This is a genomic window from Phocaeicola sp. RTP21198st1_B8_RTP21198_201120, assembly GCF_040929485.1.
Lineage (GTDB): Bacteria > Bacteroidota > Bacteroidia > Bacteroidales > Bacteroidaceae > Phocaeicola > Phocaeicola dorei.
The window spans coordinates 20,748-44,479 of record NZ_JBCOCI010000018.1; the positions used below are offsets into that span (position 1 = coordinate 20,748).

Consider the following 23,732-nt stretch of genomic DNA (forward strand, 5'->3'; position numbering starts at 1 on the left):
AATATAGAAATACATCGAGATAATGAAAAATCGGACAAGGTATTTTTCTAAAAAATAGTTGTTGTTATCAAGATTCCCCTGCCAATGCCAAAGTAAGTACACTGATACGTAATCCGGGTATGCCACGAAAGGCATCAGCGCAAGAAACAACCGTAGCCCCTGTTGTCAGCACATCATCCACCAACAATAGATGCTTTCCTTCCAAGCCATCGGGGAAAATACAGGCAAACAAATTTCGCACGTTTTCCCATCTTGCATATTGTCCTTTATGCGTCTGCGTATCAGTATATCTGCTTCTTATCACAACTTTAGTGTTCATAGGAATACCTGTCACCACCGAAACTCCCCGTGCCAAACATTCACTCTGATTATACCCCCTTAAACGTTTTTTACGTTGATGTAACGGGACAGGAACAATCAAATCTATCCCATCAAAAAAATGAGAACACATAAGTTCAGATGCCATCATCCGCCCCATCACTTCACCCACTTCTTGATTACCATGATATTTCAGTTCATACAACAACTGTCGGACATTCCCTCCCTTTGCATAATAAAGAAAAGAGGTGGCATGCTCCACCGGTATTTTTCCCCAGAAGTTACATTCTACAATATTATCTTTCCGTAAATGAAATTGAGTACGCGGAAGCCTTGACAAGCATTTCAAGCAAAGCACTCTCTCCCCTGATATAAGCTGCCGCCCACAAAGCAGACAACTATGTGGGAAAAATAAATTCCAAAGATCAGTCCAAATAGACATCATCTTCTCCGGTTTGTTTCACACAACGGCAAACAGCCTCTATTTCAAATCCTCTACCAACAGCAAAACGAATCAATTTCCCATTCCGTTCGTATTCCGTACATGCTTTCACTCTACTTCTTTTCTGCTCGATCAAGCCAGACAGAATCTCCACATACTCCCGTTCATCTATCTCCTCCAACCCTTCGGCTATAACATCCGCAGGGATCTTCTTCATGCGCAAAGCCTGACTGATTTTCACTCTGCCCCATTGGTTAAAGCGATATTTATCACGAACAAAAGCCGAGCAAAAACGCTTCTGGTCAATGTATCTCTCATCCTGCAAATGCCGAACGATTTTCTCCATCACTTCCGGAGTTGCCCCCCATTGTGATAATTTAGCCTCTACATCCGTTACACAACGTTCCATTGAAGAACAATAAGCTTCTGCCTTATACCTCAACTCATTCTCACTTAATTCTCCTTTCATCTCATTTTTCCGCTTTTATCATTCTATCATTTTGAAAGAGATCTTTCCTCAATTCTATATTTTTGTATCCCAAACCAGCTAGCATATCCACCGTCTCCCGGCCATATTCCTGATTAATTTCAAAATAAAGCCTTCCACCAGACACTAACATATCCCTACCCAATTCTGCTATTTTCCGATAAAACAGCAATGGACTATCATCCGGCACAAACAAAGCCAATTCCGGCTCCCACTCCAAGACATTAGCACTCATATTCGCTTTCTCCTTTTCTGTAATATAAGGTGGATTGCTGACAATGACATCAAACTGCTCACCGGCAGGAGAAGCAAGCAGCACATCCCTTTGCTCAAGAGTTACACGAACGCCGTTCCGCCTGCAATTACGTTCTGCAACTTGCAACGCCTTTTCTGAGACATCCCATGAAACGACCTCCGCCTCTTCCAGATTCTTGGTCAAAGAGACAGCGATACAACCACTCCCCGTACCAATATCCAATATTTTAACCCGACCATACTTATGTTCCCGTATAATCCAATCTACCAACTCCCCCGTTTCCGGACGTGGAATCAATACATGTTTATTCACTTCAAAAGTAAGACCATAAAACTCTTCAGTGCCTATTATATATTGAATAGGTTCTAGTTTTTGCAGACGGACCAGAATATCATCCAACCGTTTCTGCTCATTCACTGAAAAAGTAGTATCTTTGCCTGCATACAATTCAACAACAGACATACCGAAGACTTGTGTAAGCAGCAATTTAGCCATAGGTACAAGTTCTGTATCGGGGTAATACCCCTGCAAGGTTTGTTTTATGTAAGATACAACAGGATTCATAGTGTCATTTTATATGCAAAAGTAAGAATTTAAACAAGACTGTTATGACAAAAGATGAAAAATATATTTCCCGTTGTCTGCAACTGGCACACAACGGACTCTGTAACACAGCTCCTAATCCGATGGTAGGTGCTGTCATCGTATATCACGATACCATTATTGGAGAGGGCTACCACATCCGTTGCGGAGAGGCACATGCCGAAGTAAACGCCATACGTTCCGTTAAAGACGAAAATCTGTTGAAGGAATCAACCATTTACGTAAGTCTGGAACCATGCTCCCATTATGGGAAGACCCCTCCCTGCGCCGATCTGATTATAGAGAAGAAAATCCCTAAAGTCGTGATAGGCTGCATGGACCCGTTTTCTCTGGTAGCCGGCAGAGGTATCGAAAAACTGCGCAAAGCCGGTATTGAAGTAACTGTAGGTGTATTAGAGGAGGAATGCCGGCACCTGATAAGACGCTTCATTACATTCAACACACTCAAACGCCCATACATAACCTTAAAGTGGGCAGAATCTACCGATGGTTTCATCGATATAAACCGCACAGGAGGAAAACCGATCAAACTATCCAATCCACTGACCAGCATGCTGGTACACAAAAAACGCGCCGAACATGACGCTATATTAGTAGGACGACGCACGGCATTACTTGACAATCCCTCCTTATCCACCCGGAATTGGTACGGCAAGCATCCCGTACGCCTGGTAATAGACAAAGAATTGACATTACCGCGAGACCTGGAACTTTTCAGTGGCAGGATAAAGACATTCGTGTTCACCCGAAAATCCCCCCATCAGCCAAACACATTAACAGAATACATATCTTTGGATTTTAGCAAAGACATCCTGCCGCAAATAATGGAAGTATTATATCAGAAAAAAATACAATCACTTCTAGTAGAAGGAGGAAGTATTTTATTACAGTCTTTCATAGATCCCAGTCTATGGGATGAAGCCTTCATAGAAAAGGTTCCACTGTGTTTGAAGAATGGGATAGAGGCACCTTCTATTCAAAAAAAATACTTTAAATTGAATAAAATATACTTTGGAAGAGAAATAATGCATGCCGTCCATCCACAAAACCAAAGACAAAATGTGGCTGATTGACAGAGAAAAAGGGCTAGTTTATCTATAAATTAATATAAAACTTGCCCTAAAACTTCTGTATAGAAAAAAATCTTCCTACTTTTGCGACTTGTAACAATAGACTCATTTGCAAATGAAAATAAAGTTTTTGACTGTCATCACAAGTCTGCTTACTGCAGCTTTTATGATTACATCTTGCTTGGACGACAACGAAGTAGAAACAGAATATAGTTCAGAATCAAGCATTACCGCTTTTGCTATAAAAGATAAAATTGAAACTCAATATACCGAAAAGGTTAATGGCAAAGATACAACGCTGACATTCACCGTTGATGGTACCAAATACCCTTTTGCCATCGACCAAGGCACAAGACATATCTACAATGTAGACTCCCTGCCAGTCGGTACAGACATCAGCAAAGTTGTAGTCAGCATAACATCAGATGGTATCGGAGTTTTTATTGTTGCAGAGGACAAAGATTCGTTGTGGAATGAAACCGACTCCTTGAATTTCGAAAAGCCTATCCAATTTAAAGTTATGGCAATGAGCGGAGTCTATGGGCCTATTTATAAAGCTGAGATTAATGTACATAAACAAGTTCCCGACTCATTGCAGTGGAGCCATAGAGGAAGTAGTTTCGACAACACCATCCAGGCACAAAAAGCAGTCACATTAGGAGATTATATTTATGTTTTCGCACAGCAAGACAATGGTGCCGCTGTTACAAGCACCCACATCAATGATGGAGGAACCTGGACACCCTTACAGGCTTTACCTGAAAATATGCTAAATGCGGACTATTCTTCTGCCATGGCATGGGGAGACAAATTATACATACTTGCCGACAATGACCTGTACTGTTCCTCTGATGGAAAAAGCTGGAGCAAGATTGGCACTAACACCAAATTCGAGAAGCTGATTGCCGGCGTTCATTCAGAATATAACCGCAAATTGTACGCCATAGACACCAACAATCATTTTATGGAAAGTACGGATGCTATGGCGTGGGATACTAATGGAGAGGTTCCGGCCAATTTCCCGAAAAATCAGATATCATACACAGCTTACCCGTTGGTAACCAATAAATCCATAGACCGTATGGTACTAATGGGGGAAAATCCCATTGCGACCGACACGACCTCTACTGTATGGACCAGACTGACCACAGAAGACAGTTGGGCAGATTATCCTACAGCCGCATACGATAGTTTTTATTGTCCCAAGCTGGCTAATATAGCCATGATTCATTACAACGACCAATTATACGCTTTCGGTGGTCCGGGCAAAAGTTTCGGTAAGGACATTCCCGCCTTCAGCCAATTCTATGAATCAACAGATCAAGGCGTTACATGGAAACCTGTTTCTAGATATGTATTTTTCCCAACAGAATTCCCCGATCTATACCATCAGGCAGACGGCAACTATTCTTATGTTATAGACAAAAATAACTTTTTGTGGATTATATGGAGCCGAAGTGGAGAAGTATGGAGGGGAAGAATCAATAAGTTGGGATTCGATTCCAAGGAATAAAGTCAAAGAGAGTCATATAAAATAGATTGCGACATGCCATATAGAGAGCAAATAGACAAAAGCCGTATACCTGCCCATGTAGCCATTATAATGGATGGAAATGGAAGATGGGCTAAACAACGTGGACAGGCACGTAGCTCCGGACATCAAGCCGGTGCAGAAACTGTACACACCATAGCAGAAGAAGCGGCTAGACTGGGAGTCAAATACTTGACACTATATACTTTCTCTACCGAAAACTGGAATCGCCCGGTAGATGAAGTCGCTGCTCTGATGAGTCTTCTGATGGACTCCATTGAAGAAGAAACTTTCATGAAAAACAACATCAGTTTTCGCATTATCGGTGATACGGCAAAGTTACCGGTAGAAGTTCTGGAACGATTGAACCAATGTATTGAACACACCTCAATCAATACCGGCATGTGTCTGACACTTGCTTTAAGCTACTCTTCCAAATGGGAAATAACAGAAGCGGTAAGACAAATAACGATCAAGATTCAAAACAACAAACTAGCCATTGACGACATCGATGACAATTTGATAAGTGCGCATTTAAGTACAAACTATATGCCCGATCCAGATTTGCTTATACGTACCGGAGGAGAAATCCGCCTTAGCAACTATCTGCTTTGGCAATGTGCTTATTCCGAACTATATTTTTGTGAAACGTTCTGGCCGGATTTCCGCGAAGAAGAATTTTGCAAAGCCATTTATGATTATCAGAAAAGAGAACGCCGTTTCGGCAAAACCAGTGAACAAATATAAAGTTAGATAAAATGCTATATCGTATTTCACTTATACTATTAACGCTTACATGCCTATTTTGCTTTTCAACAGGCAGTTACGCCCAAGAAGCAAACGTAGAAGAAAACGACAATCCAGTCATACTTTATTCCGGAACGCCCAAGAAGTATGAAATCGGCGGAATCAAAGTAGAAGGCGTAAAAAACTATGAAGATTATGTATTGATCGGACTTTCAGGACTATCGGTAGGACAGACCATTGTTGTTCCGGGAGATGACATTACCACAGCTGTAAAACGTTATTGGCGACACGGACTGTTCTCTGATGTACAAATCATAGCTGAAAAAATTGTTGGAGACAAGATCTATTTAAAAATCATCCTGGCTCAACGTCCACGTATTGCCGACATTCGTTACCACGGCGTAAAGAAAAGCGAGCGTGAAGATTTGGAAGCCAAACTAGGTTTGGTAAAAGGAAGCCAGATTACTCCCAACTTGATAGACCGTGCTAAAATATTAATCAAGAAACATTTCGATGAAAAAGGTTTTAAAAACGCCGAAGTGACTATTGTAGAGCGTGATTTGGCTGACAATAAAGACCAAGTGGATGTTGATGTAATGATTGACAAGAAAGAAAAGGTGAAAGTCCACAAGATCACCATTGACGGCAACACTGTGTTGAGTGACAAGAAGTTAAAGCGTGTCATGAAGAAGACGAATGAGAAAAACAAACTTGTCAACCTCTTCCGTACCAAAAAGTTCATTGAAGAGAAATACGAAGAAGACAAACAGCATATCATCGACAAATACAACGAATTAGGTTACCGCGACGCACAAATTGTTGTGGACAGCATTTCTCCATACGATGACCGTACCGTCGATGTGTATATGAAAATAGAAGAAGGTGACAAATACTATCTGCGCAACGTGACATGGGTAGGTAACACCATTTATGCTTCGGACTGGCTGAACGAGCAACTCCGTATGAAAAAAGGAGATGTTTATAACCAGAAATTAATGACCGAGCGTCTAACCGGTGATGAAGACGCTATCGGTAACTACTACTATAATAAAGGATACGTATTCTACAACCTTGACCCGGTAGAAGTAAACATAGACGGTGACTCCATTGACTTGGAAATGCGTATTCAGGAAGGTCCTCAGGCCTCTATCAGCAAAGTGCGCATCAACGGTAACGACCGTTTGTATGAAAACGTGGTACGCCGTGAGTTAAGAACCAAACCGGGAGATCTGTTCAGCAAAGAAGCATTGGAACGTTCCTATCGTGAGATAGCCCAAATGGGACATTTCAACCCTGAAAATATCCAGCCGGATGTTCAACCGGATCCTACCAATGGTACAGTAGACATCAACTGGAATCTGGAGTCTAAAGCAAATGACCAGGTAGAGTTCTCGGCAGGTTGGGGACAGACCGGTGTTATCGGTAAATTAAGTTTGAAGTTCACGAACTTCTCTATGGCAAACTTGTTCCATAAGAGTGATAACTACCGAGGATTCCTGCCACAAGGTGATGGGCAGACATTGACCATCAGCGGACAGACCAACGGTAGTTACTACCAGTCATATAGTGTATCGTTCTTTGACCCGTGGTTTGGCGGGAAACGTCCGAATTCATTCTCTGTTTCGGCTTTCTACTCCATACAGACAGATATCAGCAGTAACTACTATAACTCAGCTTATATGAATAATTACTATAATTATTACAGCGGTTATGGTAATTATTATGGTGGATATAACAACTACGAGTCTTATTATGACCCCGACAAATCTATCCAGATGTATGGAGCATCCATCGGTTGGGGTAAGCGTTTGAGGTGGCCGGATGACTACTTTACCCTGTCAGCCGAACTCTCTTACCAACGATTTATATTGAAAGACTGGAGCTACCTGTATATCAAGTTGAACAACGGAGAGTATATGTCAACTGGTAATTGCAACAACTTGAGTTTGAATCTAACTCTGGCACGTAACTCTACGGACAACCCGATTTTCCCGCGTCGCGGTTCTGAATTCTCGGCTTCCGTACAGTTGACTCCTCCATACTCATTGTTCAGTAACAAGGACTACTCGGTATACGGTAAAGATGATTATGATGAAGCGGCAAGCATGTTCAACTGGATTGAATACCATAAATGGAAATTCAAATCAAAGACCTATACCGCCCTTACAGGAGGTCAGAAATGTCCGGTTATTATGACACGCGCAGAATTCGGCTTGCTGGGTCACTATAACAAATACAAAAAATCACCTTTTGAAACATTCTACATGGGTGGTGACGGTATGACAGGCTATAGCACCAGCTACGCTTCCGAAACCATTGCACTGCGTGGTTACGAAAACGGTTCATTGACCCCTTATGGTAGTGAAGGCTACGCTTACGTACGTTTAGGTGCAGAATTAAGATACCCGTTGATGCTGGAGAATTCGACCAGTATCTATGCGCTAGGCTTCATCGAAGGAGGTAACGCATGGACAGATGTAAGCAAGTTCAATCCGTTCCAGTTGAAACGCTCGGCAGGTGTCGGTGTCCGTATCTTCCTGCCGATGATTGGTATGATGGGTATTGACTGGGCATATGGTTTCGACAAGATTAACGGCTCCAGCCGTTATAGTGGAAGCCAGTTCCACTTTATCCTAGGACAAGAGTTTTAATAACTAAAAACAAAGTGATTATGAAAAAGGCTATCCTATTATCTCTATTGTTTGTGGCTTGTGTATTCACAGCCAGCGCTCAAAAGTTTGCCTTGATTGATATGGAATATATCCTGAAGAATATTCCTGCATACGAACAGGCGAATACCCAACTGAATCAAGCTTCACAACAATATCAAAGTGAGGTGGAGGCGAAAGCAAAAGAAGCGGAAACACTTTATAAAGAATACCAGAAAGCCTCGGCTTCCCTGTCGGCCGCACAGAAAACGCAAAGAGAAGAAGCAATTGTGGCAAAAGAAAAGGAAGCAGCCGAACTGAGAAAGAAATATTTCGGTCCTGAAGGAGAAATGGCCAAAAAACAAGAAGCATTAATCGCACCTATTCAAGATAAAATCTATGAAGCGGTAAAACAGATTTCAGAGCAAAAAGGATATGCGGCAGTAGTAGACAGAGGCTCTGCCCAAAGTATTATTTTCGCGTCTCCAAGCATTGATATCAGCAATGAAGTGCTCTCAAGATTAGGATATTCAAATTAATTTCCTACATTTGCAACCGATAATCCAAATTTGCAATAACTAATAAAAAATAGAACTATGTTGAAAAAAATTGCTTTACTACTTTTACTCATCGTTCCGATGAGTGTATTTGCTCAGAAATTCGGGCATCTTAAATCTGCAGATGTACTTACTGTCATGCCGGAATTTACAAAGGCTCAGACTGACATCCAAGCTATGCAGAAACAATATGAGGATGAAATGAAACGTGCGACTGATGAACTGACCAAAAAATATACTGAATACCAACAGGAACAAGCCAACCTTCCTAAGAACATTCAGGAAAGACGCCAGAAAGAATTGCAGGAATTACAGGAAAAAGGAATGCAGTTCCAACAAGATGCACAACAGCAATTGCAGAAATCATACGCTGATATGATGGAACCTATCTACAAAAAAATTGAGGATGCCATCAAAGCAGTAGGCCAGGAAGGTGGATATACTTATATCTTTGATTTGAACAGAACAGAAATTCCCTACGTAAATGAAGCGCAGTCCACAGATGTAACTGCTGCTGTCAAAGCTAAAGTAGGAATCAAATAATTAAGTTAAAGACCTTTACAGGCACGGATTACACAGATTTCATAGGTTTCGAAACCGTGAACATCCGTGTAATCCGTGCCTGTATTATATAGCTATACTGCCATGATCCCATCTCTCCCCCCTTCAACCGGCCCTATCGGTGTATTCGACTCCGGCTACGGTGGTCTAACCATTCTGGACAAAATACGCGGACTGATGCCTGAATATGATTATATCTATTTGGGAGACAGCGCACGCTGTCCATACGGACCGCGCTCCTTTGAAGTTGTTTACGAATTTACCTTGCAAGCCGTAAGCAAACTGTTCGAACTAGGATGCCCTTTGGTGATATTAGCATGCAACACAGCATCGGCAAAAGCCTTACGCACCATCCAGCAGATCAATCTTCCGGTAATAGACGCTACCCGCAGAGTACTCGGGGTCATCCGGCCTACAGCAGAATGTATAGGAGAAATCACCCGAAGCCGGCACGTAGGCATACTGGCCACAGCCGGTACCATCAAATCCGAATCCTATCTTTTGGAAATACATAAATTATCTCCCGACATTGTGGTAACAGGAGAAGCCTGTCCCATGTGGGTTTCCTTAGTAGAGAATAATGAATATCAATCGGAAGGAGCCGACTATTTCGTCAAACAACATATCAACCGGCTGCTGGATAAAGACCCGGTGATTGACACCATCATACTGGGATGTACCCATTATCCGTTACTGCTTGATAAAATAAGACAGTTTACTCCCGGACATATCCGCATCATCGCACAAGGAGAATATGTAGCCCGAAGTCTGCAGGACTATTTGAACCGCCATCCTGAAATGGACGCACGTTGCGAAAAAGGAGGAAAGTGCCGCTTCCTTACCACCGAAAGTGAAAACAAGTTCGAGGAATCCGCTTCCATCTTCTTAGGTCGGCAGGACATAAAAGTAGAAAGCATAGCATTGGAATAACTTTCTTCCGGTTTACCTGTTATATATACCATCCATAACGCTTAATTCATGAAGATATGTATACAAATAAAGTAAAGAAGATAGCTGCGGTACACGATTTATCCGGTGCAGGACGAGTATCTCTCACCGTCGTTATCCCTATCCTCTCATCCATGGGCTTTCAAGTCTGCCCTCTGCCCACAGCCGTATTATCCAGCCACACCCAATACCCGCACTTCTCCTTCTTGGACCTCACGGACGAGATGCCCAAGATTATCAACGAATGGAAGCAACTGAAGATACAGTTTGACGCTATCTATACAGGCTATCTGGGCTCTCCCCAGCAAATACAAATCGTATCCCGGTTTATTGATGATTTCCGACAACCTGACAGTCTGGTTATGATAGATCCTGTTTTGGGAGATAACGGGAAATTATATGCCAACTTCGATGAACAAATGATTATGGAGATGCGCCATCTCATCCGGAAAGCCGATGTTATCACACCTAATATGACCGAACTCTTTTATCTGCTTGACAAACCTTATAAAGCAGAGAATACGGACGCGGAACTGAAAAACTATCTGCACGAAATATCAGAACACGGTCCCGGTATCGTCATTATCACCAGCGTACCCGTACAAGGTGACCCGCACAAGACTTCCGTATATGCATACGACAGGCAAGGAGACCGTTATTGGAAAGTTACTTGCCCCTACCTGCCTGCTCATTACCCCGGCACAGGTGATACATTTACCAGTGTGATAACCGGCTCACTGATGCAGGGAGACAGCCTGCCTATCGCCTTGGACCGCGCCACACAGTTCATCCTGCAAGGCATCCGCGCCACTTTCGGATATGAATATGATAACCGAGAAGGAATTCTGCTAGAGAAGGTATTGCACAATCTGGATATGCCAATCCAGATCAGCAGTTATGAACTGATTTGAGGATCCCGAAAGTAGAAGATTTGTCCCCCGGGAAAGAAGCTTGTACCAAGCCCTATTACTCCGACGATTAAGGTCGTTTTTCCTTATAGCTAACCCTTATCATACAGTTAACTACTACAGACTCCGGCAGTGGACTGTACAGTCTACTGCAAGAGTTTATACAGTCCACTATATCAGACTGTACAAACCACCGGAAGAGACTATAGTACACAACCATAAAAAAGAACTTAACCATAAAACAAAATAGGGTTAACCACAAAGAAGAAAAGACTTAACCAGATAAAGCCATAAGGCCAAAAGACGAAAAGAGTAAAACCAAAGAAAGCAGCCAAATCGTACCGTGCAAACCAACAAACATCAGCCGTATCAACAATAATAAATAAATTACCTGCCCAGCAGCCTGCGGCTGAGATAACGCACGGGATACCACACAGAAAGAAAGCCCACCACCAGCACAGTGACAAAAACTATAACAATATCCCATGCATGGACACTGACCGGATAGGCATCCACCACAAAATTGCCACCGGAGTTACCACCTCCCAGCGAAAGCAATCCGAATTCCTGCTGGATAAAACAAAGGATCAAGCCCAGTGCCACTCCGATAACCGCACCCATCAATGAAATCATACGCCCCTCGAACAAAAAGATACGCGTAATCAACTTGTCGCTGGCCCCTAAATTGCGCAATGTCACTACATCTGCCTTCTTATCTATAATCAGCATGGACAATGAGCCTATCACATTAAAGCAGGCTATCATCAGGATAAAGGTAAGGAAAATATAAGAGATCAGCTTCTCTATCTCCATAATGCGGAAAGTATCCGCTTGCTGCTCATACCGGTCCTGCACCCGGAAATCATCTCCCAATATTTTCTGTATCTTCGATTTTACACTCCCTGCATCTACATCCGGCTTCAATTTCAATTCTACCGAACTCACTTCTGTGTCATACTGAAACAACCTACGGGCAAATTGGAGGGAAGTCAAAATGTAAGAAGAGTCATACTTCTGTTGGTTCACCGCAAAAACAAGGCCGCTGGAATATAAATCGGCAGAGTTAAAGCTGGAAGCAGGATTGGCCATATTGACTTTAACTCCCCGTTTGGGAGCATAAATCTCTAGCGGATTGAGGAATTTGATACCCGTTCCCAAGATAGAAACCAATTCTATGCCGGGAATGGCATAATCTACCACTTCATCATGCAACACGAATTGCCCCCGGCCGAAAAGGATACTGTCAATAGCGGTCAGATCCTCGAAATTATCTTCAATTCCTTTAATCACCGCCATGGTCTGACGATCTTTATACTGAACCATCGCATTCTCTTCCAAAGACTCAGAAAAAACAGCGATCTCCGGCATCCGGCGCAAAGCTTCTATACGCGCTTCTTGTCCGTCAAAAACCTTTCCGGTGACAGCCGTAATTTTCAGCTCCGGGTCAAAAGCCGTAAAGAAAGTAGCTACCAGATCCTGGAAGCCGTTAAAAACAGACAAAGTGCATACCAATGCCAATGTAGCCAAAGCCACTCCGCAGACGGAAATGGCTGAAATAACATTAATGGCATTATGCGACTTCTTGGAAAAAAGATAACGCTTCGCTATATAAAAGGGAAAATTCACCGTCCGGTTCTACTTTTTCAACAGTTCGTCTATACGTTCGGCATAATCCAATGAATCATCCACAAAGAATTTCAACTCGGGAATGATGCGCAACTGATGGCGTACCCGTGTTCCTAATTCATAACGGATGGATTTCATATTATCATTGATATTCTTTACTATTTCCTGGCTCCTCTCAGAAGGGAACACGCTGAGATAGACGCGTGCAATACTCATATCGGGACTGATGCGGACAGCACTTACCGACACCAAAACACCATTCATGGACTTAGTCTGAAGCAGGAAAATCTCACTCAACTCCTTTTGGATCAAACGAGAAATCTTATTTTGTCTGGTCGTTTCCATAATTAATAATTATTCAGTTTGCTAATTTGCTAATATGCCATACGGTTCATAGCGCAAGCTATGAGCACATTATTCAACATTTTTTTATGATTGTCAGCCCGTCGCGCAAGGGAAGAATCACCTTTTCAACCCGTTTGTCGGCAGCTACCAAATCATTAAATTTCTTTATTCCAATAGTCTGAAGATCTGTATGATGCGGTTCCCCCAATACATGTCCGTCCCACAATGTGTTGTCGGCAATGATATATCCGCCGGGTGATAATTTCTCCAGTACCATTTCGTAATATTCAATATACTTCCGCTTATCACCGTCTACAAACGCTAAATCAAAGGTAATGTTCATGCCAGGCAGCAACTTCAGCGCATCACCTATATAAAATTTAATCTTGCCGGCGTAAGGCGAACCTTCCAGCCAGGGACGTGTAAAGTCCTCCTGCTCATCGTTTATCTCAAATGTGTGCAACATGGCCCCCTCTTCCAACCCTTCGGCCAGGCAAAGTGCGGAGTAGCCACTGTAAGTCCCGATTTCCAACACCTGACGGGGGCGTATCATTTGCACAAACATTTTCAGCATACGTCCCTGCAAGTGGCCGGAAGCCATACGGGGACGTAAAAGCTTGACGTGCGTATCGCGATAAAGTGCCTTCAGGTAATCACTTTCTTCGTCAATGTGCTGAAGGATATATTCGTCAATAGCGTCCGTTTCTTTCATTCCTATCTTCTATTTTTATAGGTAACGGTTGCGGTTGGGCAGCACATAGTCCATAGCATACTTCAACACATCTCCCACTACATTGATTTCAAGGAAAGAAGTCTGAGTACCTTGCTTACCGCTGCTCAGATAGGCCACCATGTCGCTTTCACTCAAAACGCCATCATCCAGCAATTTACGCAAAGCAGCGAAATAATATGCCTGTCCGTTAGCCTTTTCGGGCATATAGATAGCCTCCACCCCATATGACAAAGCCAGATGACGCATCGTTTTTTCTTTATAACAGATGGCCAATACAGGATATTTGCCACGGAAAGCAGCAATATTACGTGCGGTACGCCCGCTGAAACTGTCGGTAATAATGGCGCGGATATTCAGTTTGCTGGTAGCCTTTACTGCCTGTTTTGCCAGGAAAGCAGTTACGTCATTGGAGTTTTCATCCAAAGGAATACGGATGTCATTCTCGGCCAGTTTATCTTTCTCAGCCTGCGCTGCAATCTTGGCCATCGTCTTCACGGCTTCCACCGGATACTTGCCGTATGCCGTTTCTCCACTCAGCATCAATGCATCCGTGCGGTAGTAAATAGCATTGGCAATATCGGTCACTTCAGCACGGGTAGGACGCGGATTATTAATCATGGTATGCAACATCTGGGTAGCAACAATCACCGGTTTCTTTGCCAGAATACATTTCTTTATCAACAAACGCTGAATGCCGGGGATTCGTTCCTGAGGAACTTCAATGCCCAAGTCACCACGAGCCACCATGACTCCGTCGGCCACTTCCAATATTTCATCAATATTGTCCACTCCTTCCTGATTCTCGATCTTGGCGATAATCTTAATGTCGCTGCCGTATGCATCCAGTATCTGGCGGATATCCAGCACATCTTGCTTATTACGAACAAACGAATGTGCTATGAAATCAATGTCCTTTTCAATAGCATACAGTATATTGTTACGGTCCTTTTCTGTCAAAGAAGGGAGATTGATGCGCACGCCCGGTACATTCACACTCTTACGGTTACCCAAAGTAGCTTCATTCTGCACCTCGCACAACAAATACTCGTCTGTCTTCTCAATCACGCGCAGCTCCAGATCACCATCATCAATCAGAATATCGCCATCCACCTGAAGATCATGCACAAAACCGGGATAAGATACAGCAATACATTCACGGGTCGTTTCTTGTGCTGGATTGCCTACAATCTTTACTTTGTCACCAATCTGATAAGGAATAGGCTCGCCGCCTGCAATAGCAGTAGTACGCACTTCGGGACCTTTTGTGTCCATCAATATGGCAATACGGTTGGAAACCTCACGTACATTGGTTATCAATTTTTCAAAACCTTCACGTGAAGCGTGAGCCGTATTCATACGGACCACATTCATACCAGCCTTGAAAAGATCTCTTATAAACTCTACCTCGCAACGCTGATCTGAGATGGACGCTACGATTTTTGTTTGTTTCAACATCATAATCTTATCACCTTATATTATACCTAAACTTTTTATTTTCTCATCAACAAAGCCTCAATCGCCAAACGATATGAATGAAGCCCGAACCCACAAATTACTCCCACACAAGCGCAAGAAATCATCGACTTATGGCGAAACTCCTCACGGGTATGTACATTTGAGATGTGCACCTCAATCACAGGAGCTGTCACGGCGCGGATAGCATCCTGTAAAGCAATGGAAGTATGCGTATAAGCCCCTGCATTCAAGACGATGCCGTCATAATCAAAACCCACTTCGTGTATTTTATTGATCATCTCACCTTCCACATTCGACTGATAATACGCTATTTCAATGTCCGGATAAGTACGGCGCAATTCCACCAGATAGTCTTCAAATGAAACAGCACCATAAATGGAAGGTTCCCGTTTGCCTAATAAATTGATATTAGGTCCATTAATAATTTGTATTTTCATATTTATACTATATCTGAACTTTTTCTACCTTTGCAGGGAATTTGGGTACAAAGGTAGAAAAAAGAAATGAAAAGAACCGAGAAAACAGACAAGATATTGGTGAAATACAGGCAATATTTAAAGTTGGAGAAATCGTTATCTGACAATACGGTAGATGCTTATCTTACTGACCTGGACAAGTTACTGGCTTATCTTACATTAGAAAATATCAACATTCTGGATGTCCGGCTTGAAAATCTGGAAGATTTCTCAGCCGGATTACATGATATCGGCATCCACCCCCGTTCGCAGGCACGCATCTTGTCAGGCATCCGCTCTTTCTACCGTTTCCTCATTATGGAAGATTATCTGGAATCCGACCCAACAGAATTACTGGAATCCCCCCAGACAGGTTTCAAACTGCCCGAAGTAATGACGGTGGAAGAAATAGACTTATTGATAGGCAGCATAGACCGCGGAACCAAAGAAGGTCAACGCAACAGAGCCATATTGGAAACACTTTACAGTTGCGGACTACGTGTTTCCGAACTCTGTAATCTGAAATTATCCGAACTTTATTTTGAAGAAGGCTTCATCAAGGTGGAAGGGAAAGGAAGCAAACAGCGGCTGGTCCCTATTTCACCGCGTGCCATCAAGGAAATCAGGCTCTACTTCACCGACCGTAACCTGATGAAAATAAAGCCGGGATTTGAAGATTTTGTCTTCATCAGCAATTTCGGGAAGAACATCTCCCGCATCATGGTTTTCCATATCATCAAGGAACTGGCAGAGCGCATCGGTTTGAAAAAAAAAATCAGTCCTCATACCTTCCGCCATTCTTTTGCGACACACTTGCTGGAAGGAGGCGCCAACTTGCGTGCCATACAGTGTATGCTTGGACACGAAAGTATCGGGACCACAGAAATTTATACACACATAGACCGCAATATGTTACGCAGTGAAATCATAGAACACCACCCCCGTAACATCAAATTCAGAGAAAAAGGTAAATAAAGGTTCTATATTCTAAAATATTTTAAGATAAATTGAAAAAAAAGCAGGCTAAGAAGCTAGCACATAATAGAGTTTTTCCTATCTTTGTCCCCAAAGAGACGCACAAAAACGTACTATAGCGAATTTTACATTACAAACGTTAAATTAATAAAGTAACTATGATTAAAAAGTTGTATTTGCCCTTAGTGGCTTTATTGGTCCTTGCCCTGTCATCATGCGGCAAGATGGGAGAATTGTCTTCTGACTATTTCACAACTAACCCTGAAGTGCTTGAAGCAATCGGTGGTAAAGTGCCTGTGACAATTAATGGTAAATTCCCCGAGAAGTATTTCAAGAAGAACGCAACTGTTGAAGTTACCCCTGTTCTGAGATGGAAAGGTGGCGAAGCTAAAGGCCAGCCTGCTGTATTCCAAGGAGAAAAAGTAGAAGGAAACAATCAGACTATCGCTTACAAAGCAGGTGGTAGCTATACGATGAAAGCTTCTTTCGACTATGTTCCCGAAATGGCAAACTCTGAACTTTATCTTGATTTCAAGATTACAAAAGGAAAGAAATCATACACTATTCCTTCTGTGAAAATCGCTGATGGCGTTATCGCGACTTCTGAACTGCCTACTGCTGCCAGCTCTAACGCATCATACGCTAACGATGCTTTCCAACGCATTATTAAAGATGCTCAAACTGCTAACATCATGTTCTTGATCCAGCAAGCTAACTTGCGCAACAGCGAATTGAATTCTGACGATATCAAAGAATTCCATAAGAAAGTGGCTGAAGTTAATGCTGACACCAAGAACTACAAACTGAATAACATTGAAATTTCTGCATACGCTTCACCTGATGGTGGTGTGAAACTGAACACCGGTTTGGCTGAAAACCGTGAAGCAAACACAGAAAAATATATGGAACGCCAGTTGAAGAAAGGCAAGATTGATACTAACCTGGATGCAAAATACACTGCACAAGATTGGGAAGGTTTCCAAGAACTGGTATCCAAATCAAACTTGCAGGATAAAGATTTGATCTTGCGTGTTCTTTCTATGTACAATGATCCTGAACAAAGAGAAGCTGAAATCAAGAATATTTCTTCTGTATACAAAACTTTGGCTGACGAAATCCTGCCTCAGTTACGTCGTGCCCGTTTAACTGCCAACTATGACATCATCGGTCGTAGCGATGATGAAATCAACGAAGCATTCAACTCTGATCCTAAAGTATTGAGTGTAGAAGAATTATTGTACGCTGCTACACTGACTAACGACAACGCCCGCAAAGAAGCTATCTTCAACAAGACAACTCAACTTTATCCGAACGATTTCCGTGCTTATAACAACCTGGGTGAATTGGCATTCGCTGCCGGTGATGCTGCTAAAGCAGAAAACTACTTCAAACAAGCTGCTTCTAAGAACGCTAGCGCTCCTGAAGTAAACGCTAACCTTGGTCTTTGCGAATTGGTTAAGGGCAATGTTGCAGCTGCTGAAACTTACTTAGGCAAAGCTACAGGTGCTAATGCTGCCGGTGAAGCTTTGGGTAACTTGTATATCAAACAAGGCCAGTATGACAGAGCTGTCAACTCATTCGGTGACGCTAAGACTAACAGTGCCGCTCAAGCTCAGATTTTGGCTAAAGACTATAACAAAGCAAAAGCGACCTTGTCTGCAATCAAGAATCCGGATGCAATGACTGACTACTTGATGGCTATCGTTGGTGCTCGCACAAACAATGCTTCATTGGTAAGCAGCAGCATCAAGAGCGCAATCGCAAAAGATCCTTCAATGGCTGAAAAAGCTGCTAACGATCGCGAGTTCGCTAAATACACCGACGCTATCAAATAATATAACTAGATATCATCTTGTCTAGTTTTTAGATGATTATTACTGTAACCGGAGGCTTCGTGATGAAGCTTCCGGCTTTTTTATGTAAAATAACCTTCATTTATACCTGCCTTTAGCCACAAAATGCGTATTTTCGCAAAAAATATCTTGAAATGAAAAAATTACTATTCTTTCTTTTCACTCTTGTTGTGCTGGCAAGCGGCTGCGGCAAGAAAAATACATTCACCTTAGAAGGAAGCATTAAAGGACTCCCTTCAGACACTATATTAGTATTTTATCAAGAGCCCGATTACAAGCTAGATACCATACTCCTCTCAAAAGGCAAATTCACTTACACTATTACCCCTGACACATTTACTATCTTTTCATTACTATTAGGAGAAAAACAAATCTTGCCGATATATGCTGATAAAGGAGAAAGTGTCACCCTAAACGGAATGGTCGGAGAGATAGAGGTTAAAGGAAAGGGAGAAAACGCACAACTGGCAAAACATATCCAGTACCTTAACACATTAGGAAATAACAAGACTGCCGTTATGGCTGCTGTGGATTCATTAATTAAAACCAATCCACACTCGTATAGCAATATCTATCTGATAGACAAATATTATGTACAGGACTCGCTTCCTGACTATAACCACATAGATCAACTGATAAAAGGATTAAGCGGTATCATAAAAGACACACCTTATATTATAGATCTCCAGAATAAATTAAGTGAGAAAAAAGAACTGACAGATCATCGCTACGTTTCCAACATCTCGTGCACGGACAGAGAAGGAAAGACCATCAACTGGAACAGCGTAAAAGGGAAATATGTCCTTTTGGATTTTTGGGCAAGCTGGAACAAAGAAAGCATTGCCACACAAGATTCTTTAGTACCCGTACAAAAGGCATTGAAAAAAAATAAGTTTGTTATTATCAGCCTCTCCCTTGACTTGGACAAAAAGGAATGGATGGAGAAAATCATTCAAAGAGACACCACACAATGGAAACAAGTTTGCGATTTCAAAGGCTGGGACAATTCCATTGTCAAACAGCAAGGCATAACCCGGATTCCTGCCAATATACTTATAGGTCCTGACAAGCGGGTCATCACGCAAGATATACGCGGCAAAGAACTGATAGACAAAGTGAAACAGCTGATAGAACAAGATAAAGAGAAAGAAAAAGCCGCCAAAGAGGCAGAACGTACTCGAAAGAGACAAAATAAAAAATAAAAGAATGCTGGTAAAAGTCTATGGAGCAGCCGTTCAAGGTATCGACGCTACCATTGTAACTATTGAAGTAAATAGTTCACGAGGTATAAAATTCTTCCTTGTCGGTCTGCCGGACTCGGCCGTGAAAGAAAGTCATGAACGTATTATTTCCGCTTTACAGGTAAACGGATATAAATTCCCTACTTGTCAGATTGTAGTGAATATGGCCCCTGCTGACATACGTAAAGAGGGGTCTGCATACGATCTTCCGCTAGCAATCGGAATATTGGCCGCTACCCAAATCGTATCGGAAGAAAAACTTTCACGCTATCTTATTATCGGAGAACTTAGCCTAGATGGAAGCCTGCAACCCGTCAAAGGAGCTCTCTCCATAGCTATCAGTGCCCGAGAACAAGGTTTTGAAGGATTCATACTTCCCAAACAAAATGCGCGAGAAGCTGCTGTAGTAAACAATCTGAAAGTATATGGCGTAGAAAATATCAAAGAGGTCATCGAATTTTTCAATAATGAAGGCAATCTGGAGCCTAGCATCGTCAATACACGGGAAGAATTCTATGAAAACCAAAGTAGCTTTCCATACGATTTTGCTGATGTAAAAGGACAAGAAAGTGTAAAACGCGCATTGGAAGTAGCCGCGTCTGGAGGACACAACTTGATTATGATCGGTTCACCCGGAAGTGGAAAGTCCATGATGGCAAAGTGTATGCCAAGCATTCTCCCTCCCCTGTCATTGGGTGAAAGTCTGGAAACGACTAAAATACATTCAATAGCAGGAAAATTAGGAAAAGACAGCTCACTGATTGCTATTCGGCCTTTCCGTAGTCCCCATCATACAATCTCGCAAGTAGCAATGGTAGGTGGCGGCACCAATCCCCAACCGGGAGAAATCAGTCTGGCCCACAACGGTTTGCTCTTTCTAGACGAGTTGCCGGAATTTAATAGAAGTGTACTTGAAGTACTTCGCCAACCCCTAGAGGACAGGTATATATCCATCTCACGAGCTAAATACAGTCTAGATTATCCGGCCAGTTTCATGCTGGTAGCCAGCATGAATCCCTGTCCATGCGGATATTATAATCATCCCACACGAGCTTGCGTCTGTAATCCTGGACAAGTGCAACGGTACCTGAACCGTATCTCCGGTCCTTTACTGGACCGCATAGATATCCAAATAGAAATAGTTCCGGTTCCATTCGAGAAAATGGCAGAACAACATCATGCAGAAAGTAGTGCAAGCATACGCAAACGGGTTATCAAGGCCCGGAAAATACAAGCTCAACGTTTTGCTAACCATCCGGGTATTTACTGCAACGCACAAATGGAAGCCGGATTACTCCATCTGTATGCTCAACCCAATGAAGCAGGGCTAAAATTATTACAAACTGCCATGACACGCCTCAACCTGTCGGCACGCGCATATGGTCGTATTCTAAAAGTAGCACGTACCATTGCCGATCTGGACAACAGCGAACACATTACTTCCATCCACCTGGCAGAAGCGATAAGCTATAGAAATCTTGATAGAGAAGACTGGGCCGGCTAGTTTAGCTGCCGGGCTCAGTTTCCTTTGCATGATAAATGACCTGCATCAATGAATCCAGTTCAATGTAATTTGCAAGTATATCCTCTTCTTCATCGGTCATTTCCCAATCTTTATTCTCACTCTTTTTAGAGAAAAGTACATTCAAAATGAATTTATACCACGCATTCATGATTCTTTCAATCTAAGGTTTTCATCAAAAACAGAATAAGAAAAGTTTAGTTCATTAATCTTCCCTATTTTTCTCTTTTTTCGATAGCTTTATCGAACCTTTAGGAGAGAACTCAAATTTTCCTACATACCAATGTCCACCCTCTTCCAACTTCTTTTGATTCATATCTTTGATTAAAACAGAATCTGATTTAAATGCACCACCATTTTCTTCGCCGTCTATATCATTAAAATAGACTTTCTGTTCATTAATTCCACCTATACTCAAGTCTTCGGTCTTGAATTCTCCTTTTTCATCTGTATAAATTGTATCGGCAGGGAAAACGCCATTATTCCAATCTTGCCTTACGATTACCTGAATGTTTTTCAAAGGCTCATCCTTATCCGAAGTCACTGTACCTTTCACTAAGAATTTGCTATAAGGAGTACCATATTCACATCGTATCTCCAAATTCTCATCTTCATTACTGCAAGAAGCGAATCCAAGTAAAACCAACGCTCCGGACAATAACCGATGTACTGTCATTTTCTTTTTCATGTTCATAATCCCTAATAGTTTAAAGTCAGTTTTTATGTTATTTATCTTCTTTAGAAAGTTTTATTTCCATGTTGTATTCATAAGTACCTAAATACCAGTTTCCGTCTCCTTTCTTTATTTGTTTACTTTCCATATCCTTCATACAGACAGAATCCGATTTAAAAGTTCCTCCATTTGCCTCACCATCTATATCATTAAATATCAATTTCTTCGTATCGACCCATCCGTCTCTCATCATCTGTGAAACAAACTCACCTCCAGAATCTGTATAAATAGTATCATTCATCCGGACCAACTCCCCTTCTTCATCATTATAATATGCATTCTCATTTTTTACAATTACCTGAATGTCTTTCAAAGCCTTTCCGTCATCAGATATCACCTTACCTCTTACCCAGAAATCCATAGTAGGAGTTCCATATTCCACTGAGGTTTCAGCACAAGCAGCAAAACCCAATAAAGCCAGCACACCGCATAAGTTCTGCTCCAATACTTTCTTCTGTTTCATCTTCTTCATTCCTTTCTTTTTTATGGTGTTTGCAATCTTTTTAAATGACAGAACAATAAATCTCCATTTTCATCGCGCAGGTGCATGCCATTCCCTTTACAGAAACGAAAATATTTACAATCAGCACATTCATCTTTTTTCATCCATTCTCGGTCACGGTAAGGTTTGAATCTATGATTCCATACTTCCATAAAATCATTCTCATAAATATTTCCCTGGTGATAATCGGCACGAATACTGGGACAAGCAGAAATCGCTCCATCAATAAGAACTGAGCCGACCGATATTCCCGCCCGGCAAGCGAAGAAAGTATCGCGCACTTCAGCCTCATAATTACCTAGAAATCCCTCACAACCGTAACTTACATGGATCCGTCCTTCCTTACGGCTCTTCCTAATAAATTCCATTACTCCTCTGAACTCCTCATTAGACAATTGAAGTTCAGGATCTTTGGCTGCACGCCCTACCGGGAATATAGTAAAAAGCCGCCAACCTTTTACCCCCAAACTTATCAAGAAGTCTTTCAACTCCTCCAAACGCATATAACTATGCTTATTTACACAAGTAACCACATCAAAAACAAAATCAGGAACCTGTACCATCAACTTGATCGCTTCAACAGCCCGTTCAAAACTTTGCGGGTTGCCCCGCATCCAGTTATGATCCGTCGCAAAACCGTCAAGACTGACCGTAGCCGTATGCAATCCGGCATCCAACAGCCCATTCAATCGTTCACGAGTCATATATAGTCCATTAGTTACCATTCCCCAAGGAAACCCTCTTTCATAAATAGCACGCCCACACTCTTCCAGATCCTTCCTCATCAAGGGTTCCCCACCAGTAATAATCACAAAGATTTTATGCGGATCATTTTGAGCTGAGACACTATCCAACACCCGAAGAAAATCTTCCTTCGGCATATCAGGATGACCAGCGATCTTTTTACAATCACTGCCACAATGTCGACAATGCAAATTACAACGAAGAGTACATTCCCAAAATAGTTGCTTCAACTGATGCTCTTCCGTACGCTCATTTTCCAACCGCCGGAATATTTCAAGACCCATCCGACGACGAATAGACAAAGGGGCATTTATATTCATGTGTTTTTCCTTTTTTATATTAAATGCAAAGAAGTGCAAATCACTGCATCACAATATAACATTTTTTGCAATTTCCCAGCTTCCGGCAAAGCCCCCGAATAACAATATCTTATAATAAGTATGGTCTGTCA

24 protein-coding genes are annotated in these 23,732 nt (G+C 42.1%); 12 read left to right on the forward strand and 12 right to left on the reverse strand.

Annotated elements, in window-relative coordinates:
• Positions 1 to 67: 67 nt before the first annotated feature.
• From AB5935_RS09355 to prmC, 3 genes are read right to left on the reverse strand one after another with little or no spacing between them, the layout of a single operon-like run.
• Complete coding sequence (locus AB5935_RS09355) at positions 68 to 763, reverse strand: ComF family protein (protein ID WP_007841292.1); 696 nt, start codon at positions 761 to 763, stop codon at positions 68 to 70.
• Entirely contained in the window at positions 744 to 1,229 is a 486-nt protein-coding gene (locus tag AB5935_RS09360) for a regulatory protein RecX (protein ID WP_007839108.1), read from the reverse strand. Before AB5935_RS09360 ends, AB5935_RS09355 begins: the two co-directional genes overlap by 20 nt.
• 1 nt (position 1,230) lies before the next feature.
• Positions 1,231 to 2,067, reverse strand: coding sequence for a peptide chain release factor N(5)-glutamine methyltransferase (gene prmC / locus AB5935_RS09365; RefSeq protein ID WP_007841294.1), 837 nt, complete (start codon positions 2,065 to 2,067; stop codon positions 1,231 to 1,233).
• Positions 2,068 to 2,111: 44 nt separating this feature from the next.
• On the opposite strand from prmC, the gene ribD reads away from it, so the two are divergent.
• The 8 genes from ribD (at position 2,112) to AB5935_RS09405 (ending at position 11,079) form a co-directional block, all read left to right on the forward strand.
• Complete coding sequence (ribD, locus tag AB5935_RS09370) at positions 2,112 to 3,179, forward strand: bifunctional diaminohydroxyphosphoribosylaminopyrimidine deaminase/5-amino-6-(5-phosphoribosylamino)uracil reductase RibD (protein ID WP_368327409.1); 1,068 nt, start codon at positions 2,112 to 2,114, stop codon at positions 3,177 to 3,179.
• Positions 3,180 to 3,291: 112 nt separating this feature from the next.
• Positions 3,292 to 4,689: a DUF6242 domain-containing protein gene (locus AB5935_RS09375; protein ID WP_007839114.1), complete on the forward strand. Its 1,398-nt coding sequence runs from the start codon at positions 3,292 to 3,294 to the stop codon at positions 4,687 to 4,689.
• Positions 4,690 to 4,722: 33 nt separating this feature from the next.
• Entirely contained in the window at positions 4,723 to 5,454 is a 732-nt protein-coding gene (locus AB5935_RS09380) for an isoprenyl transferase (protein WP_368327410.1), read from the forward strand.
• 11 nt (positions 5,455 to 5,465) lie between these two features.
• Complete coding sequence (gene bamA, locus AB5935_RS09385) at positions 5,466 to 8,105, forward strand: outer membrane protein assembly factor BamA (RefSeq protein ID WP_007839118.1); 2,640 nt, start codon at positions 5,466 to 5,468, stop codon at positions 8,103 to 8,105.
• Positions 8,106 to 8,125: 20 nt separating this feature from the next.
• Entirely contained in the window at positions 8,126 to 8,641 is a 516-nt protein-coding gene (locus tag AB5935_RS09390; RefSeq protein WP_007839119.1) for an OmpH family outer membrane protein, read from the forward strand.
• 57 nt (positions 8,642 to 8,698) lie between these two features.
• Positions 8,699 to 9,202, forward strand: coding sequence for an OmpH family outer membrane protein (locus AB5935_RS09395; RefSeq protein ID WP_007839120.1), 504 nt, complete (start codon positions 8,699 to 8,701; stop codon positions 9,200 to 9,202).
• Between the two features lie 102 nt (positions 9,203 to 9,304).
• Complete coding sequence (gene murI, locus AB5935_RS09400) at positions 9,305 to 10,150, forward strand: glutamate racemase (protein WP_007839121.1); 846 nt, start codon at positions 9,305 to 9,307, stop codon at positions 10,148 to 10,150.
• A 56-nt stretch (positions 10,151 to 10,206) separates the two neighbouring features.
• The gene (locus AB5935_RS09405) at positions 10,207 to 11,079 is read left to right on the forward strand and encodes a pyridoxamine kinase (protein WP_008654376.1); all 873 of its coding nucleotides are present in this window, start codon (positions 10,207 to 10,209) and stop codon (positions 11,077 to 11,079) included.
• A gap of 384 nt (positions 11,080 to 11,463) precedes the next feature.
• Here AB5935_RS09405 and AB5935_RS09410 read toward each other — a convergent pair whose 3' ends face one another.
• The 5 genes from AB5935_RS09410 to aroQ all read right to left on the reverse strand — a co-directional run bounded on the left by AB5935_RS09410 (position 11,464) and on the right by aroQ (position 15,693).
• Positions 11,464 to 12,702, reverse strand: coding sequence for an FtsX-like permease family protein (locus tag AB5935_RS09410; RefSeq protein WP_038611942.1), 1,239 nt, complete (start codon positions 12,700 to 12,702; stop codon positions 11,464 to 11,466).
• A 9-nt stretch (positions 12,703 to 12,711) separates the two neighbouring features.
• Positions 12,712 to 13,047, reverse strand: a complete 336-nt coding sequence (gene rbfA, locus AB5935_RS09415) for a 30S ribosome-binding factor RbfA (protein ID WP_005844486.1) — start codon at positions 13,045 to 13,047, stop codon at positions 12,712 to 12,714.
• Between the two features lie 73 nt (positions 13,048 to 13,120).
• Entirely contained in the window at positions 13,121 to 13,759 is a 639-nt protein-coding gene (locus AB5935_RS09420; RefSeq protein ID WP_038611945.1) for an O-methyltransferase, read from the reverse strand.
• Positions 13,760 to 13,774: 15 nt separating this feature from the next.
• The gene (gene pyk / locus AB5935_RS09425; protein WP_005850571.1) at positions 13,775 to 15,238 is read right to left on the reverse strand and encodes a pyruvate kinase; all 1,464 of its coding nucleotides are present in this window, start codon (positions 15,236 to 15,238) and stop codon (positions 13,775 to 13,777) included.
• Between the two features lie 32 nt (positions 15,239 to 15,270).
• Positions 15,271 to 15,693, reverse strand: a complete 423-nt coding sequence (gene aroQ / locus AB5935_RS09430) for a type II 3-dehydroquinate dehydratase (protein ID WP_007841313.1) — start codon at positions 15,691 to 15,693, stop codon at positions 15,271 to 15,273.
• Positions 15,694 to 15,759: 66 nt separating this feature from the next.
• Here aroQ and xerD point away from each other — a divergent pair, with 66 nt between their 5' ends.
• The 4 genes from xerD to AB5935_RS09450 all read left to right on the forward strand — a co-directional run bounded on the left by xerD (position 15,760) and on the right by AB5935_RS09450 (position 21,284).
• Positions 15,760 to 16,686 (forward strand): site-specific tyrosine recombinase XerD, encoded by a 927-nt coding sequence (xerD, locus tag AB5935_RS09435; RefSeq protein WP_007841315.1) that lies wholly within the window; start codon positions 15,760 to 15,762, stop codon positions 16,684 to 16,686.
• A gap of 158 nt (positions 16,687 to 16,844) precedes the next feature.
• Positions 16,845 to 18,521: a tetratricopeptide repeat protein gene (locus AB5935_RS09440; RefSeq protein ID WP_038611948.1), complete on the forward strand. Its 1,677-nt coding sequence runs from the start codon at positions 16,845 to 16,847 to the stop codon at positions 18,519 to 18,521.
• Positions 18,522 to 18,673: 152 nt separating this feature from the next.
• On the forward strand, positions 18,674 to 19,741 hold the full coding sequence (locus AB5935_RS09445) for a thioredoxin-like domain-containing protein (RefSeq protein ID WP_038611951.1): 1,068 nt from the start codon (positions 18,674 to 18,676) through the stop codon (positions 19,739 to 19,741).
• A gap of 4 nt (positions 19,742 to 19,745) precedes the next feature.
• Entirely contained in the window at positions 19,746 to 21,284 is a 1,539-nt protein-coding gene (locus AB5935_RS09450; protein ID WP_038611954.1) for a YifB family Mg chelatase-like AAA ATPase, read from the forward strand.
• A 1-nt stretch (position 21,285) separates the two neighbouring features.
• On the opposite strand, the gene AB5935_RS09455 is transcribed toward AB5935_RS09450, so the two are convergent.
• From AB5935_RS09455 to AB5935_RS09470, 4 genes are read right to left on the reverse strand one after another with little or no spacing between them, the layout of a single operon-like run.
• Positions 21,286 to 21,453, reverse strand: a complete 168-nt coding sequence (locus AB5935_RS09455) for a hypothetical protein (RefSeq protein ID WP_007839139.1) — start codon at positions 21,451 to 21,453, stop codon at positions 21,286 to 21,288.
• Between the two features lie 54 nt (positions 21,454 to 21,507).
• Positions 21,508 to 21,990 carry a radical SAM-associated putative lipoprotein gene (locus AB5935_RS09460; RefSeq protein ID WP_008654369.1) on the reverse strand — a complete coding sequence of 161 codons (483 nt, stop codon included), beginning with the start codon at positions 21,988 to 21,990 and terminating at the stop codon, positions 21,508 to 21,510.
• 37 nt (positions 21,991 to 22,027) lie between these two features.
• Entirely contained in the window at positions 22,028 to 22,507 is a 480-nt protein-coding gene (locus tag AB5935_RS09465) for a radical SAM-associated putative lipoprotein (protein ID WP_038611957.1), read from the reverse strand.
• 11 nt (positions 22,508 to 22,518) lie between these two features.
• Positions 22,519 to 23,601 carry a TIGR04133 family radical SAM/SPASM protein gene (locus AB5935_RS09470; protein WP_007841322.1) on the reverse strand — a complete coding sequence of 361 codons (1,083 nt, stop codon included), beginning with the start codon at positions 23,599 to 23,601 and terminating at the stop codon, positions 22,519 to 22,521.
• Positions 23,602 to 23,732 lie beyond the last annotated feature (131 nt).

What these genes read in the sequence shown, in the direction of transcription:
- AB5935_RS09460 (WP_008654369.1), bottom strand. Translation starts at nt 21,990, where the DNA reads ATGAAAAAGAAAATGACAGTACATCGGTTATTGTCCGGAGCGTTGGTT.
- ribD (WP_368327409.1), top strand. Translation starts at nt 2,112, where the DNA reads ATGACAAAAGATGAAAAATATATTTCCCGTTGTCTGCAACTGGCACAC.
- xerD (WP_007841315.1), top strand. Translation starts at nt 15,760, where the DNA reads ATGAAAAGAACCGAGAAAACAGACAAGATATTGGTGAAATACAGGCAA.
- rbfA (WP_005844486.1), bottom strand. Translation starts at nt 13,047, where the DNA reads ATGGAAACGACCAGACAAAATAAGATTTCTCGTTTGATCCAAAAGGAG.
- AB5935_RS09470 (WP_007841322.1), bottom strand. Translation starts at nt 23,601, where the DNA reads ATGAATATAAATGCCCCTTTGTCTATTCGTCGTCGGATGGGTCTTGAA.
- aroQ (WP_007841313.1), bottom strand. Translation starts at nt 15,693, where the DNA reads ATGAAAATACAAATTATTAATGGACCTAATATCAATTTATTAGGCAAA.
- AB5935_RS09380 (WP_368327410.1), top strand. Translation starts at nt 4,723, where the DNA reads ATGCCATATAGAGAGCAAATAGACAAAAGCCGTATACCTGCCCATGTA.
- AB5935_RS09355 (WP_007841292.1), bottom strand. Translation starts at nt 763, where the DNA reads ATGATGTCTATTTGGACTGATCTTTGGAATTTATTTTTCCCACATAGT.
- AB5935_RS09455 (WP_007839139.1), bottom strand. Translation starts at nt 21,453, where the DNA reads ATGAATGCGTGGTATAAATTCATTTTGAATGTACTTTTCTCTAAAAAG.
- bamA (WP_007839118.1), top strand. Translation starts at nt 5,466, where the DNA reads ATGCTATATCGTATTTCACTTATACTATTAACGCTTACATGCCTATTT.
- AB5935_RS09450 (WP_038611954.1), top strand. Translation starts at nt 19,746, where the DNA reads ATGCTGGTAAAAGTCTATGGAGCAGCCGTTCAAGGTATCGACGCTACC.
- AB5935_RS09395 (WP_007839120.1), top strand. Translation starts at nt 8,699, where the DNA reads ATGTTGAAAAAAATTGCTTTACTACTTTTACTCATCGTTCCGATGAGT.
- AB5935_RS09420 (WP_038611945.1), bottom strand. Translation starts at nt 13,759, where the DNA reads ATGAAAGAAACGGACGCTATTGACGAATATATCCTTCAGCACATTGAC.
- AB5935_RS09390 (WP_007839119.1), top strand. Translation starts at nt 8,126, where the DNA reads ATGAAAAAGGCTATCCTATTATCTCTATTGTTTGTGGCTTGTGTATTC.
- AB5935_RS09375 (WP_007839114.1), top strand. Translation starts at nt 3,292, where the DNA reads ATGAAAATAAAGTTTTTGACTGTCATCACAAGTCTGCTTACTGCAGCT.
- AB5935_RS09445 (WP_038611951.1), top strand. Translation starts at nt 18,674, where the DNA reads ATGAAAAAATTACTATTCTTTCTTTTCACTCTTGTTGTGCTGGCAAGC.
- AB5935_RS09405 (WP_008654376.1), top strand. Translation starts at nt 10,207, where the DNA reads ATGTATACAAATAAAGTAAAGAAGATAGCTGCGGTACACGATTTATCC.
- AB5935_RS09440 (WP_038611948.1), top strand. Translation starts at nt 16,845, where the DNA reads ATGATTAAAAAGTTGTATTTGCCCTTAGTGGCTTTATTGGTCCTTGCC.
- AB5935_RS09465 (WP_038611957.1), bottom strand. Translation starts at nt 22,507, where the DNA reads ATGAAGAAGATGAAACAGAAGAAAGTATTGGAGCAGAACTTATGCGGT.
- murI (WP_007839121.1), top strand. Translation starts at nt 9,305, where the DNA reads ATGATCCCATCTCTCCCCCCTTCAACCGGCCCTATCGGTGTATTCGAC.
- AB5935_RS09360 (WP_007839108.1), bottom strand. Translation starts at nt 1,229, where the DNA reads ATGAAAGGAGAATTAAGTGAGAATGAGTTGAGGTATAAGGCAGAAGCT.
- pyk (WP_005850571.1), bottom strand. Translation starts at nt 15,238, where the DNA reads ATGATGTTGAAACAAACAAAAATCGTAGCGTCCATCTCAGATCAGCGT.
- prmC (WP_007841294.1), bottom strand. Translation starts at nt 2,067, where the DNA reads ATGAATCCTGTTGTATCTTACATAAAACAAACCTTGCAGGGGTATTAC.